The organism is Prevotella sp. AM34-19LB (assembly GCF_003468525.1).
Lineage (GTDB): Bacteria > Bacteroidota > Bacteroidia > Bacteroidales > Bacteroidaceae > Prevotella.
The window spans coordinates 1-14,699 of record NZ_QSIG01000063.1 but is presented as its reverse complement, the minus strand read 5'-3'; the positions used below and the strand labels follow the sequence as shown (position 1 = coordinate 14,699).

The window sequence follows — 14,699 nt, the reverse complement described above, 5'->3', positions numbered from 1 at the left end:
ATATAGAGACTTACTTCCCGACCGATGGAAAAAGCAGTAGCAGCATTTGTTTAATCAGCTGTTACTGCTTTTTTTTGATTATGCAAGGTATAAACGCGGAGCCGCTTACCTCTTCCTCTATGTCTCTCGGCACAGTATCTTGTGCTATGTTCTTGCAGTATTCCTGCTGCTCAAATATAATTTGCTTTAATAACTCTTTCATGTTCAATCATTTATTTGCTTGCAAAAATACGATTTTTTAAGTAAACAACCAAATAAATCTTCATTTTTGTTCATTCAGAATGAGTAATTTCTATCATTTTTACTCATTCAGAATGAGTAATTCTGAGCAAAAACACTCATTCTGAATGAGCGTTTCTTGAAAAGTGCCTTTTATTCACTGTCTTAGACCTTTATTTCTTTCGTCAACTCACATCCCACCAATCCATCACCGCCAATGCTGTGGGAACTTACATATCAACGCAGTCAAGCAGTTACTATGATGAAGGAAGCCCTTACCAATATGACGTGAAAGGCAAGACCGCCTCTTTGCTTTCCGAGATTATCTATGAGAACCGACTGAAGCCATTTACGCTCTCCGTAGGCTTGGCCTATACCTACAAGCACACTATGAACAACTACCAAGGAGATGTATTCGCCCTGAACAAGACAGACAATAACAAGGTGTATGCTTTTGGTGAAATCAAAGGTGCATTGAAACAACTGCGCTATAGCTTGGGAGTTGGCATAAGCTACATTCATTATGCACAGGCTGAACATCAATACAACTACTGTACATTCCGCCCCAAGGTATCAATCGCATACAATATCATGAAATAAAAGGGGAAAGTGCCAAATCACTTTCCCTCTTTCTCCTCCATCCATTCTTCCAACACCTTGCAATATTCATCATTTTGCTCGGCAAATGGCATGTGTCGGGCTCCTACGAAGAGATGCCACTTGGAATCTTGGATACCATCGTAGAGCGTCTTTGCTACCAATGGAGTACAGAGGTCGTTGGTGCCACTCATCACCAAGCAAGGCACTTGGATTTCGCCCAGACGGTCGGTGTAATCATAATCACGGAGCGTACCAGTAGGAGTGTATTCGTTTGGTCCCCAACCATAAAGATAAGCCTCAGCACCAGCACGCTTCTTTCGGCGAAGGCACTCTGGGCTATCCTTCGTTACCTCGCCTGCACAATGCAAGAGCATGAAGTGCTCATTCGCCTTGGCATACGCCTCGCTAGAAAAGTCATCCTTCGCCTCTGCCTCTGCAATGGCTTGCTGGTCTTTCTTCGACATAAACTTAATCATGCGATGCTGCTCGCTCGCCCATAGTTTGCTGCTCGAAAGGGTACTGCTGAGGATGGCTGACTTCACGCCCTTTGCTTGCTTCTCTATCAGATAGATGATGGCGAGCATGCCACCCCACGACTGTCCCAAGAGATGAAAATGGTCGATGTGGAGATAGTCGATGAGCGCACAGAGTTCGTTGAGCCAAGTCTCAGGAGTCCAGAGTTCGGGATGTCCCTCCACAAATGAGTTGCCACAGCCCAACTGGTCGTACATGATGACAGCTCTACCTGATTCCGCTACCCTATCCAATAGCTCGAAATAGTTGTGGGTACTGCCTGGTCCACCATGCAAAAGGATGATAGGGTTCTTGCCCTCTTCCGTTTTACCTACGATACGATAATAAGTTTGATAGCCCATGAAGGGCATATATCCTTCCTTGATTTCCATTGTCTTCAAATGTTTTTATTGTTACCTAAACTGTATCATCTAATTTTGCTGCTCCTATACCTTATTATATAGTCCCTCATTTTCCTTACGCAAGAATTCCGTCATGCGCTCCTTGGAAGGCACGTTGAGTTGATATTTTGAGATAAACACGCTCTCGTCCAAATCGAGCAAGGAGTACTCTGCCATTTCCTGTCCTACTTCCGAGCAAAGGAGAATACCGATTGGCGGATTATCATCTGGCTGCATGATATTCTTACGATAGTAAGCAAGCTTGCAAACCCAAAAACTCAAAGGTAAATGGCGACTTGATGTCAAGGGCGAGCGTATCTGTCTCAGCCTTGCCTTCCACCAACTTCGCCAACGCCTCAGGCTTTTGACTCCATCCACTGCGGAAATAATAGTTGGAATCTATCTGGCGTTGCAATTCTCTGACACTCCAAGTGCCACGAATTGCCATCATCTCGTAGAAAGCACGCTCCAAAGGGTCAGTAACAGAAAGCAATAGCGACAGATGCGAAAAGGACAATTTATTGAATAACAATTCAGGCTTTGTCTGTATTTCTTTATCAACCAACGTCGCTATTGGCAATTCGGCAGGCACTGTCTGCATTTTTCCTATACCATGATTAACAGACAGTTGGAATTGTGCAGACACTGTCTGCACAATTGACGGCAAAGACAAAACAAAATGCATAATTTGGTCATTCAACGCAGGATAAGCCAAATAAAACTTTCGATAAATATTTAGGCTTCTATAGCTGAAAGTCTTCTTGTCTTTCAACTTCTCTGCCAACTTCTTCAAAAGTTGCTCACCATACTTAGCTCTATCAGCTCCCTTCTGCTCATACTCCACAATATAATAGCCCGTCAACCAAGCCTTGGCTGTGACGTGGCGATTTATCACTAAGCGAGCATTGTTCTGCAATACATCTTGCGTTTGCTGAATATGGGCTACAAGACCATCGAAGTCATTGTTTTGCGCCACTGGGATTTCATTCTTCTTCATATTCGGTAGAGTTTTGGAAAGACATGTATATCACATTTATCATGTGCATATATTATAATGTGCAAAAATATAAAAAATATGGCAATTAAACAAATATATCTCGATTATTTTATCAAAAGAACTTAAATAATTTGGTTGCTTCAAGCTAATGCAATATCTTTGCATTTTAAATAATCATGAAACCAAATAAAAATAGAATATATGTTTAGTGGAATCGTAGAAGAAATGGCCACCGTAGTGGCGATTAAGCAGGATAAGGAGAACATCGACTTTACCCTGAAATGTTCGTTCGTAGATGAACTCGGCATCGACCAGAGCGTGGCGCACAATGGCGTCTGCCTCACCGTGGTGGAAATCAAGGACGGTACCTATACCGTTACTGCCATGAAGGAAACCCTGGACCGCAGCAATCTGGGACTGCTCAAGGTGGGCGACAAGGTGAACGTGGAGCGCTCGATGATCATGAACGGCCGACTGGACGGCCATATCGTGCAGGGACACGTGGATGAAACCGCCAAGTGCATCAACATGAAGGATGCAGACGGTTCTACCTACTTCACCTTCGAATATGAACTGAACAAGGAGATGGCGCGCAAGGGCTACTTCACCGTAGATAAGGGCAGCGTAACCGTGAACGGCGTTTCGCTCACCGTCTGCGAGCCAACCGACAACACCTTCACCGTAGCCATCATCCCTTACACCCGAGAGAACACCAACTTCTGCAACATCGAAGTAGGAACCGTGGTGAATATAGAATTCGATATTCTCGGCAAGTATATCGCAAGATTGAAAAGCTTCGAGTAAGAAAAACCTGCACAAATGTCTCTTTTTGCGCACAAGATAAAGACATTTGTGCATTTTTTCTTTAAAATATTTGGGTAAAAGACAAAAAAATGGTACTTTTGCCGACGTGTTTGCTCCCAAATCAAGGATTTGAGCTCCGAACACTAACAACTTAAGAGAATTATAACAATAACCATTTTTAAAAATATGAGTTTAAAAATCGTAGTACTTGCCAAGCAAGTACCTGACACAAGAAATGTGGGTAAGGATGCGATGACAGCCGAGGGCACCGTAAACCGTGCAGCCCTTCCTGCTATCTTCAATCCTGAAGATTTGAACGCGCTGGAGCAGGCTCTCCGTCTGAAGGAGCAGAATCCAGGTTCTACAGTTGGAATTTTGACCATGGGTCCTCCTCGTGCGGGAGAAATCATCCGCCAGGGTCTTTATCGTGGTGCAGACACCGGTTGGTTGCTCACCGACCGCCTCTTTGCCGGTGCTGATACATTGGCTACTTCCTATGCCCTTGCTACCGGAATCCAGAAGATCGGTGATGTGGATATCGTGATCGGTGGTCGCCAGGCTATCGATGGTGATACTGCGCAGGTGGGTCCTCAGGTGGCTCAGAAACTGGGATTGAACCAGGTAACCTACGCCGAGGAAATCCTCAAGGTAGAGGATGGCAAGGCTACTATCCGCCGCCTCATCGATGGTGGTGTTGAGACCGTAGAGGCTCCATTGCCACTGGTTATCACCGTAAACGGAAGTGCTGCTCCATGTCGCCCATGCAACGTGAAGCTCGTAATGAAATATAAATACGCTACCTGCCCTATGGAGCGCAAGGGTGATGAGCCTTGGGCTAACCTCTATGAGGAGCGCCCTTACCTCACCCTGAACCAGTGGAGCGTTGCCGATGTTGACGGCGACCCTGCACAGTGTGGTTTGAGCGGTTCACCTACCAAGGTGAAGGCCGTGAAGAACATCGTGTTCCAGGCAAAGGAGAGCAAGACCTTGACCAGCAGCGATGAGGACATTGACGGACTGATGAAGGAATTGTTGGACGAAAGTATTATCGGTTAATCATCGAAGGATGATTCAGATTCCGATTCATTTAAAAATGCTTTATCAAAAAAGACAATGAACAACGTATTTGTATATTGCGAGGTAGAAGGCACATCCGTTGCCGAGTATCTCAGGAATTGCTCACCAAGGGTCGTAAGCTCGCTAACCAGCAGGGCGTGGAGCTCCATGCCATCGTGGCTGGTACCGGCATCAAGGGTCAGGTAGAGGATCAGATTCTCCCTTACGGTGTAGATAAATTATTTGTTTTCGATGCTGAGGGATTGTTCCCATACACTTCAGCTCCACATACCGACATTCTCGTCAACCTCTTCAAGGAGGAGAAGCCTCAGATTGCGCTGATGGGTGCTACCGTTATCGGTCGCGACCTCGGTCCTCGTGTTTCTTCTTCATTGACCAGCGGTCTTACCGCCGACTGTACAGAGCTTGAAATCGGTGATTACGACGACAAGAAGAGCGGCAAGCACTATGAGGGTCTGCTCTATCAGATTCGTCCAGCTTTCGGTGGTAACATCGTGGCTACTATCGTAAACCCAGAGCACCGTCCTCAGATGGCTACAGTCCGCTCCGGCGTAATGCAGAAGAGCATCTACGAGGGTGAGTGCAAGAAGGAAGTCGTTTATCCAGAGGTAAGCAAGTATGTTCCTGCTGAAGACTTTGTAGTAAAGGTACTCGACCACCACGTAGAGGCTGCCAAGCACAACCTGAAGGGTTCTGCCATCGTTGTAGCCGGCGGTTATGGTGTAGGAAGCAAGGAAGGTTTCGACCAGCTCTTCGAGTTGGCTCATCTCCTCCATGGTGAGGTAGGTGCTTCCCGTGCTGCCGTAGATGCAGGCTGGGTAGATCACGACCGTCAGATTGGTCAGACTGGTGTTACCGTTCATCCTAAGGTTTATATCGCCTGCGGAATCTCTGGTCAGATTCAGCACATCGCCGGTATGCAGGATTCAGGTATAATCATCTCTGTGAACAACGATCCTGATGCTCCAATCAACAAGATTGCCGACTACGTTATCAACGGTAATGTAGAGGATGTGGTTCCTAAGCTCATCAAGTACTACAAGCAGAATTCTAAGTAATCTGCATTACACATTATTTAAATAAGAAAAGCAAAATGGCTAATTATTATACAGACCATCCTGAAATAGAGTTCCACTTGAATCATCCGCTCATGAAGCGTGTTGTGGACTTGAAGGAAAGAAATTACGCAGAAAAAGACCAGTTTGAAGATGCTCCTGTCAACTACGAGGATGCCATCGAGAACTACAAGCGATTGCTGGATATTACCGGCGATGTAGCTGCTAACATCATCGAACCAAACTCTGAGGATGTTGACCTCGAAGGTCCACACTTGGAGAACGGCCGCATGATCTATGCCAGCAAGACATTCGAGAACCTCGATGCTACCCGCAAGGCTGGCCTCTGGGGCTTGTCTATGCCTCGTCGTTACGGCGGCTTGAACCTGCCTAACGCCATCTTCTCTATGGCTTCTGAAATCATTGCTGCTGCTGATGCAGGTTTCCAGAACATCTGGTCTCTCCAGAGCTGTATTGATACACTCTATGAGTTCGGTTCTGAGGAGCAGCGCCAGAAGTACATTCCTCGCATCTGCGCAGGCGAGACCATGAGTATGGACTTGACTGAGCCTGATGCAGGTTCTGACTTGCAGCGCGTGATGCTGAAGGCTACACAGGATGAGGACGGCACATGGCGTCTGAACGGTGTGAAGCGTTTCATCACCAATGGTGACTCAGACATCCACTTGGTTCTGGCTCGTTCAGAGGAAGGCACCAAGGACGGTCGTGGTCTTTCTATGTTCATCTACGACAAGCGTGATGGCGGCGTAACAGTTCGTCACATCGAGCATAAGTTGGGTATCCACGGTTCTCCTACCTGCGAGTTAGTTTACAAGAATGCCAAGGCAGAGCTTTGCGGTAACACCCGTCTCGGTTTGATTAAGTACGTGATGGCTCTGATGAACGGTGCCCGTCTGGGTATTGCAGCTCAGAGTGTAGGTGTTGAGCAGGAGGCTTACAATGAGGGCTTGGCTTATGCCAAGGAGCGTGCTCAGTTTGGTGAGAAGATCATCAACTTCCCAGCCGTTTACGACATGCTTTCAAGAATGAAGGCTAAGTTGGATGCAGGCCGTTCACTCCTCTACTGCTGCGCTCGCTACGTAGATATCTACAAGGCTTTGGAAGACATCGCCCGCGACACTAAGCTCACTCTAGAGGAGCGTCAGGAGATGAAGAAATACACCCGTCTTGCCGATGCATTCACTCCATTGGCTAAGGGTATGAACTCAGAGTATGCTAACCAGAATGCATACGATGCCATCAGCATCCACGGAGGTTCTGGTTTCATTATGGAGTACAAGTGCCAGCGCCTGTTCCGTGACGCCCGCATCTTCTCTATCTACGAGGGAACCACCCAGCTTCAGGTTGTTGCAGCCATCCGCTACATCACCAACGGTACTTATCTCAGCATCATCAAGGAGATGTTGGAGAACGAGGTATCAGATGATTTGAAGGCATTGAAGGAGCGCGTTGCCAAACTCGTAGATCTTTACGAGGCTGCCATCAACAAGGTGAAGGAGGCTAACGATCAGGCAGTTCACGACTTCCTGGCTCGCCGTCTCTACAACATGACTGGCGACATCGTGATGTCTCTCCTCATCCTCGACGATGCTACCAAGCACCAGAGATGTTTGCCAAGAGTGCCAACGTATATGTTCGCATGGCAGAGGAGGAAGTTCTCGGTCATTCAGCATACATCCAGAACTTCAAGGCAGAAGACTTGGAGAGCTTCAAGGCATAAGAATCAGCAACTTTCCTTTGGGAAGCTTATCGCATAACAAATATAAGAAATCCGTGGGCAAGAAACCTTTCTTACCACGGATTTCTTCGTTTTTTAGAAAGCTACTCTCAAAAACACTATTCACTCTTCACCAATACAGCATAAGTATTTTATATACAAAGAATTACGACCGTGAAGAGTAACAACCAGCTCTTCACCTCTTACACCCTTAGTGTTTATCGGGGGTTCAGACGATTTGGTGAAGAGTGAAGGGTAAAAACGAAAGTGGCTTTTTTTACATCAGAAACGCCACTGCATGCGGCAGGGAAGTACACGTCGGAAGTTAGAGATAATCTTGTAGAAACCTTTCTCCCGACGTATCGTTTCATGCCTGGCAATGGCACAAAGTTGCCCTGGTTGAGGGCAATATTGTGCCATTGCCAGGCAAAAATCAGAATAAGGCTCTTTCAATCCACCAAAATTACCATCTTTTCGCCAAATGTACCATGCCGAGGTGGTATCCTTTGCTCTTTAGCAGGTATCTTTTCCACCTTGAGGTCGTAACCTTTCACCCTAATCAGGAATAGGGATTCCCCCTTCTACTTTAGGGAATCCATCTCGTTTTTTTCGGAAGAAAGTAGTACTTTTGCAGGCGTAAACAAGATAATGACCGAGCACTCTTTTTAAAAGGGGCTCAAGATTATAACTTTCAAAAACAGTATCGCTTATGAAAAGAAATGAAGTAATGGCACTCATCGTCACAACAATATTGATGTTTGCCGTATGCCTCTCGGCTTCGGCTAAGGGAAAAAGAAACGTGGAGCGGGGAATGACCAAGCAGGAAGTAATAGCCATTCTCGGAGAACCTAAACTCACCAGTTTCGACATGTATGGGGACAAATGGGAATATGCTAAATATAATAATCTGTTTGGAGATTCCAAGTACATCACGGTCTTCTTCGACAGAAACGGAAAGGTTGTGCAGTACAATACAAGAATCATAGACCCCAACAGCCAGACATCAAATGTACAGCAGCCACAACACCCTACTCCACCCCTCTACGATGGAAGATGTGATCCCGATGGCAGAATGGATTACGGCTACAGCCTCGATGATGCTTCCTTCTCCAAACTATATAATAAGGTGAAGAAAGCAAGCTTCGATGACAACAAGTTCGACCTGATAGAAGTGGCAAGCCTCGGCTGCTATTATTCCTGCGCCCAGGTGGTCCGCATCATGAAGATATTCCCTTTCGACGACGAACAGCTGAAAGCGCTCAAAATGATGGCGCCACATATCGTGGATCTTCAGAATACAGGTCTCATCTATAAAGTATTCAGCTTTGACAGCGAAAAGGATAAGGCTGAGGAAATCATCAGAAATAGCAAATAAATAAGGTGATTGATGCGGATTGCAAATCCGGAAGGACGCCTAACGGATACCAGATAACCACAGAATCAAATCCGTGAGCAAGATGCGCATCTTGCTCACGGATTTTTCTTTTCCCCCTCCCTTGCCATTTTTTCACAAAAATCACAAGGATTGTTAAAATTGAAACTTTATGCTAAACTTTTCCGTCTAAATGTAATCAGATTAATAACGTTTCTGAAATAAATAAAACAGGTAAAAAGAAAACAGAAAAAGATTATGAACGGAAAAGTAAAAAACGCGATGGCTGCTCTGCTCCTTGTGGCGGCACCATTAGCAACGCAAGCCAGACAATGGTCGCTGAAAGACTGTATCGACTATGCGCTTGCCAACAACATTTCTCTTCAGAAGACGCAACTTACCAAGGCAAGCGCCCAAGAAGATATCTACAGTCGAAAGCGGCATTGCTTCCTTCGCTCAGTGCCAGCACCAACCAAAGCGTGAACTATACACCGTGGGTGGCTAGCGGAATCAGCGGAGACGGTTTCTCAAGAGCAAGTGTGGACAAAGTATATTACAACGGAAGTTATTCTGTAGCGGGAAACTATACCATCTGGAACGGAAACAAGAACCATAACCAGATCAAGCTGAACAAACTTGCTGAAGAGGCTGCCGATCTTGATTCTGCCACTCAGGCTATCAAGCTGCAGGAACAGATTGCACAGCTCTACGTGCAGATCCTCTACTCCACGGAGGCTATCCAGGTGAACAAGGAGAGCTATCTCTCGAGCCAGCAGAACGAAGAACGTGGCAAGGAGATGGTGAAGATTGGAAAAATGAGTCAGGCAGACCTGGCACAGCTCACCGCTCAGAGAGCTCAGGATGAATTCAACATCGTGCAGGCTGAAAGCAATGTGAAGAACTACAAGCGACAGCTGAAGGAACTGCTTCTGATTACAAGCGATGAGGCGTTCGATATCGAGATTCCGAATACCACCGATGAGATGGCACTCGTGGCTGTTCCGGCAATGAACGGAGTCTATGCTGCGGCTCTCGAAAACCGTCCGGAGTTCAAGACCATCAAGAACCAGTTGGCTCAAAACGACTTGAACATCAAGATTGCGAAGGCGGGCAAGCTGCCTACCATCAGCGCTAACGGCGGTTTCTCCACCAGCAATACTTCCATGAACAACAATGGTCTTGCCAAGCAGCTGAAGACCAACTTCAGCGTTGGAGGCGGCGTAGGCGTGAGCATCCCTCTCTTTGAAAACCGTTCTACTAAGACTCAGGTGAACAAGGCATTGATTCAGCGCGAAAACATCCAGCTCGACCTGAAGAACCAGCAGACTCAGCTCTACTCTACCATAGAGAACTACTGGTTGCAGGCTACCACCAACCAGAGCCAGTTTAAGGCGGCGAAGGTTAGCAGCGAGAGTGCCCAGACCAGTTACAATCTGCTGAGCGAGCAGTTTAAGCTGGGATTGAAGAACATCGTTGAGCTAAGAACAGGAAAGGATAACCTGCTCAAAGCGAAGCAGAACGAGCTTCAGGCGAAATACCTCGCCATCCTCAACATCAATATGTTGAAATTCTATAAGGAGGGACATATTTAAGGAGGGTGAAGGAGTTAAGGAGCTCCTTAACTCCCCTCCCTAACAAAGTTTTATTATTTCGAATTAAATTAATCTGAATATAAATGAAAAAGTTGAGAATTAGCAAAATCTGGATTGCTGTCGTGGTGATAGTAATCGTTGCCGTGGCGGCATGGGCGATGTCGGGCGGAAAAAAGGAGGAAGATATTAACTTCAAGGAGGAAAAAGTGGCGCTGAAAACCTTGCAGAACAGCGTAACCGCTACGGGTACCATCGAGGCTGTAACCTCAGTAACCGTGGGTACCCAGGTGAGCGGTATCGTCAACAAACTCTATGTGGACTACAACTCCCAGGTAAAGAAGGGACAGGTCATTGCAGAACTTGACAAGACCAATCTCCTGAGCGAACTGAATACCGCGAAGGCAAACCTAGCCAGCGCACAGAGCAGTCTGAACTATCAGGCAGCCAATATGGAGCGCTACAAAACCCTTTACAAGAAGGGACTTGTCAGCGCCGATGAATACGAGAATGCCCTTCTCACCTATCGCCAGGCGAAGGAGCAGGTTGCCTCTTCCAAGGAAAACGTACAGAGAGCGCAGACCAACCTCGGCTATGCTACTATCACCTCTCCTATCGACGGAACCGTGATTTCGAAGAGCGTAGAGGAAGGTCAGACCGTAGCAGCAAGCTTCAACACCCCAGAGCTTTTCACCATCGCCAAGGACCTGACCAACATGCAGGTGGTTGCCAACGTGGACGAGGCTGATATCGGCAATGTAAAGGAGGGCGACCGAGTAACCTTCACCGTAGATGCCTATCCGGATGATACCTTCGAGGGAACCGTGAAGCAGGTGCGTCTGGAAGCTACAACTACCAACAACGTAGTAACTTACGAGGTAGTAATCTCTGCTCCAAACGCTGATTTGAAACTGAAGCCGGGTCTTACTGCCAACGTTACCATCTACACCCAGGAGCGCAGCGGCGTGCTCGCCGTAGCCAACAAGGCTCTCCGCTTTACCCCTACCAAGGAAACCGTGGGCAAGGATATGAAGATCGTGGACTGCAAGGGTAAAAACAAGGTTTGGACATTGAATGGCAACACCCTCACCGCTCATTCTGTAACCATCGGTCAGAGTGATGGAATCAATACAGAAATCACCAAGGGATTGAAGCAGGGCGATAAGATTGTTACGGAAATCGTGGTGAATGTTCCGGAAGAAGAGGATGCTCCACAGCAGAGCCAGGGACTGATCAGCGGTCCGGGTCCTAGAGGAAAGAAGAAGTAAGGGGAGAAGTAAAAAAGAATCATTATGTCTGAAACATCAAATAACAACGAGAACAAGAAGGTGGTGATAGAGCTCGACAACGTGCGCCGCGACTTTCTTGTGGGTGATGAAACCGTCCACGCCCTGAAAGGCGTAAGCTTCAAGATCTACGAGGGCGAGTTCGTTACCATTATGGGTAAGTCGGGTTCCGGCAAATCAACCCTGCTCAACCAGCTGGGTTGTCTCGATACCCCTTCCAAGGGTGAATATTACCTGGATGGCGTGAGCGTGCGCAAGATGAGCCGCAACGACAGAGCCATCCTGCGCAACCGCAAGATTGGCTTCATCTTCCAGAACTACAATCTTCTGCCAAAGACCACGAGCGTGGAGAATGTAGAACTGCCGCTGATGTACAATCCTGCCATCAGTGCAGAAGAGCGCAAGCAGCGTGCCATCGAGCTCTGAAGGCTGTAGGATTGGGCGAGAGACTCTATCATAAGAGCAATCAGATGTCGGGTGGACAGATGCAGCGTGTAGCCATCGCCCGAGCACTGGTGAACAATCCAGCCGTGATTCTCGCCGACGAGGCAACGGGTAATCTGGACACGAGAACCAGTTTCGAGATTCTGGTTCTCTTCCAGAAGCTCTACGCCGAGGGCAGAACCATCATCTTCGTAACCCACAACCCGGATATCGCCAAGTATTCCAGCCGCAACATCGAATTGCGCGACGGACATATTATCAGCGACACCTATAATGACAACATCCTTTCGGCTGCAGAAGGTCTTGCCGCTCTGCCAGCCAATACGGACGAATAATAGTATAGAAAATGAATTATCAGAATCTTTTAAAGATAGCACTTCGAGCGATAGCAGCCAACAAGATGCGCTCCTTCCTCACAGCCCTGGGCATCATCATCGGTATTGCTGCCGTGATTACGATGCTTGCCATCGGACAGGGAAGTAAGGCGAGCATCAAGGCGAACATCGCCGAGATGGGTAGCAATATGATTATGATTTCGCCGGGTGCCGACATGAGAGGCGGTGTGCGACAGGATGCTTCATCGATGGAGACCCTGAAGCAGACCGACTACCAGAGCATCAAGGAGGATTGTAATTACATCAGTGCCATTTCGCCTACCGTAAACAGTTCAGGACAGTGGATCTACGGCAACAACAATACGCAGAGTTCCATCTATGGCGTGAACCAGGATTACCTGAGTATCCGCCAGCTGAAGGTGGCAGATGGAGAAATGTTTACCGATACCGACATCAAGGCAGCTGCCAAGGTCTGCATTCTCGGTCAGACCGTAGTGGATTATCTCTTCCCCGACGGCAGCGACCCAATCGGCAAGGTAGTACGTTTCAACAGCATCCCGTTCCGTGTGATAGGTGTGCTTCAGAAGAAGGGTTACAACTCGATGGGTATGGACCAGGATAACCTCGTCCTCGCCCCATACACCACCGTGATGAAGCGAATCCTAGCACAGACCTATCTGGGCGGAATCGTATGTTCAGCCATTACCGAGGAGGCTTCCCAGCCGGCGCAGGATCAGATTTCAGAAATTCTCCGCCGCAACCATAAGCTGAAGGACGCTACTGCCACCACCGAGGCTGATGAGGATGATTTCAACATCCGTTCGCAGGAGGAAATCTCCAGCATGATGAACTCCACCATGTCCACCATCACCATTCTTCTGGGCAGTGTGGCAGGAATCTCCCTGCTGGTGGGCGGTATTGGAATCATGAACATTATGTACGTTTCCGTTACCGAGCGAACCCGTGAAATCGGTCTTCGAATGAGTGTGGGAGCCAGGGGAATTGACATTCTGAACCAGTTCCTCATCGAGGCGATTCTGCTCTCAGTAACCGGTGGAATCATCGGAGTGATTCTGGGAGTGAGTCTGTCGCTGAGTCTGAATGCCTTCCTGCACATAGCCACTCAGATAGAGCCTTGGAGCATCATCATGAGTTTCGCCGTATGTACCTTTACGGGCGTGTTCTTCGGATGGTATCCAGCCAAGAAGGCAGCAAGACTCGACCCTATCGAGGCAATCAGATACGAATAAAAATCTGATTAGTTTTTTCAGAAATATATCTGTTTTATCAAAACTTTATTGTATTTTTGCAGAAGAATTCAAGAAACTTAAGATACAAGATAGAAAGAAAATGAATACAGAAATATTATCAGCAGATAAAGACCCGATGGGCGCAGCCATTCTCGATTTCCAGAAGCAGGGGAAGGCGGCCCGACTGAGAGTGCTCTCTTCGATGTTCGAGGAAGACGAAATGCCAGTAACCCATCTCTTCAGAAGCGTCCCGGAAATGCCGGTGCTGGAGCAGAAAGCCTTGCAGCTAGCCAAGGGACGGGTGCTGGATATTGGAGCCGGAAGCGGTTGCCATACGCTCGCCCTGCAGGAGAAGGGCTTTACGGTGAAGGCGATAGATATTTCGCCTTTAAGTTGCGAAGCAATGAAGTTGAGAGGGGTGAAGGATGCGGAATGCATCAATCTCTTCGACGATCATCTGGGAACGGGTTTCGATACGATTCTCCTTCTGATGAACGGAACGGGAATTGCCGGGAAGATAGAACATCTCCCAGCCCTCTTCCAGCGTCTGAAGGCGTTGCTGAATCCGGGCGGTCAGATTCTCATCGATTCCTCTGACCTGAAATACATCTACGAGAATGAGGATGGAAGTTTCGACATCAATCTGAATGGAGCCTATTACGGAGAAGTAGATTATCAGATGATTTACAAGGATGTAAAGGGCGACCGCTTCGACTGGCTCTACGTGGATTTCCCATTACTGAAATCCATCGCCGAAACCTGCGGGTTGCATGGTGAACTCGTGGCAGAAGGCGAACACTATGACTATCTGGCGAGAATCTTCCAAGCATAATAAAGACGATATATATAAAGAAAAAGGAGTTAAGACCCTCATCTTAACTCCTTTTTCTTTATATTTTATCATAGATACTACCTCAGTTCGGGATAATAATCTCAGCCTAAAGGCTTTATAATGTTTTTATATAAGGGACACAGTGGCTTGGCAACCATCTATATATCTTGGATGGTTGCTGAGACAA

General features: G+C 47.3%; 10 protein-coding genes and 4 pseudogenes. 11 read left to right on the top strand and 3 right to left on the bottom strand.

What is annotated here, in order from left to right; translation table 11 throughout:
• The first annotated feature begins 441 nt into the window (after positions 1 to 441).
• A complete protein-coding gene (locus tag DW830_RS13890; RefSeq protein ID WP_147487274.1) occupies positions 442 to 819 on the top strand; it encodes a hypothetical protein in 378 nt (125 codons plus the stop codon).
• Between the two features lie 17 nt (positions 820 to 836).
• Here DW830_RS13890 and pepI read toward each other — a convergent pair whose 3' ends face one another.
• From pepI to DW830_RS13875, 3 genes are read right to left on the bottom strand one after another with little or no spacing between them, the layout of a single operon-like run.
• On the bottom strand, positions 837 to 1,724 hold the full coding sequence (gene pepI / locus DW830_RS13885) for a proline iminopeptidase (RefSeq protein ID WP_119250302.1): 888 nt from the start codon (positions 1,722 to 1,724) through the stop codon (positions 837 to 839).
• 54 nt (positions 1,725 to 1,778) lie between these two features.
• Positions 1,779 to 1,970 carry a PDDEXK nuclease domain-containing protein gene (locus tag DW830_RS13880; protein ID WP_119250301.1) on the bottom strand — a complete coding sequence of 64 codons (192 nt, stop codon included), beginning with the start codon at positions 1,968 to 1,970 and terminating at the stop codon, positions 1,779 to 1,781.
• A gap of 7 nt (positions 1,971 to 1,977) precedes the next feature.
• Positions 1,978 to 2,730, bottom strand: a complete 753-nt coding sequence (locus DW830_RS13875; RefSeq protein WP_119250300.1) for a DUF1016 N-terminal domain-containing protein — start codon at positions 2,728 to 2,730, stop codon at positions 1,978 to 1,980.
• 201 nt (positions 2,731 to 2,931) lie between these two features.
• Here DW830_RS13875 and DW830_RS13870 point away from each other — a divergent pair, with 201 nt between their 5' ends.
• The 10 genes and pseudogenes from DW830_RS13870 (at position 2,932) to DW830_RS13825 (ending at position 14,512) form a co-directional block, all read left to right on the top strand.
• On the top strand, positions 2,932 to 3,534 hold the full coding sequence (locus DW830_RS13870) for a riboflavin synthase (RefSeq protein WP_089545011.1): 603 nt from the start codon (positions 2,932 to 2,934) through the stop codon (positions 3,532 to 3,534).
• A 186-nt stretch (positions 3,535 to 3,720) separates the two neighbouring features.
• Positions 3,721 to 4,590, top strand: a complete 870-nt coding sequence (locus DW830_RS13865; RefSeq protein WP_117663769.1) for an electron transfer flavoprotein subunit beta/FixA family protein — start codon at positions 3,721 to 3,723, stop codon at positions 4,588 to 4,590.
• Positions 4,591 to 4,647: 57 nt separating this feature from the next.
• Positions 4,648 to 5,669: pseudogene (locus tag DW830_RS13860) on the top strand (electron transfer flavoprotein subunit alpha/FixB family protein).
• Positions 5,670 to 5,704: 35 nt separating this feature from the next.
• A pseudogene (locus tag DW830_RS13855) lies at positions 5,705 to 7,407 on the top strand (acyl-CoA dehydrogenase family protein).
• A gap of 706 nt (positions 7,408 to 8,113) precedes the next feature.
• Positions 8,114 to 8,779 (top strand): DUF4476 domain-containing protein, encoded by a 666-nt coding sequence (locus DW830_RS13850; protein ID WP_119250299.1) that lies wholly within the window; start codon positions 8,114 to 8,116, stop codon positions 8,777 to 8,779.
• A 255-nt stretch (positions 8,780 to 9,034) separates the two neighbouring features.
• Positions 9,035 to 10,368 (top strand): annotated as a pseudogene (locus DW830_RS13845) (TolC family protein).
• An 83-nt stretch (positions 10,369 to 10,451) separates the two neighbouring features.
• Positions 10,452 to 11,633 (top strand): efflux RND transporter periplasmic adaptor subunit, encoded by a 1,182-nt coding sequence (locus tag DW830_RS13840; protein ID WP_119250298.1) that lies wholly within the window; start codon positions 10,452 to 10,454, stop codon positions 11,631 to 11,633.
• A 24-nt stretch (positions 11,634 to 11,657) separates the two neighbouring features.
• Positions 11,658 to 12,430: pseudogene (locus DW830_RS16750) on the top strand (ABC transporter ATP-binding protein).
• An 11-nt stretch (positions 12,431 to 12,441) separates the two neighbouring features.
• Positions 12,442 to 13,680, top strand: a complete 1,239-nt coding sequence (locus DW830_RS13830; protein WP_119250297.1) for an ABC transporter permease — start codon at positions 12,442 to 12,444, stop codon at positions 13,678 to 13,680.
• A 100-nt stretch (positions 13,681 to 13,780) separates the two neighbouring features.
• The gene (locus DW830_RS13825) at positions 13,781 to 14,512 is read left to right on the top strand and encodes a class I SAM-dependent methyltransferase (RefSeq protein WP_119250296.1); all 732 of its coding nucleotides are present in this window, start codon (positions 13,781 to 13,783) and stop codon (positions 14,510 to 14,512) included.
• The last annotated feature ends 187 nt before the right edge of the window (positions 14,513 to 14,699 follow it).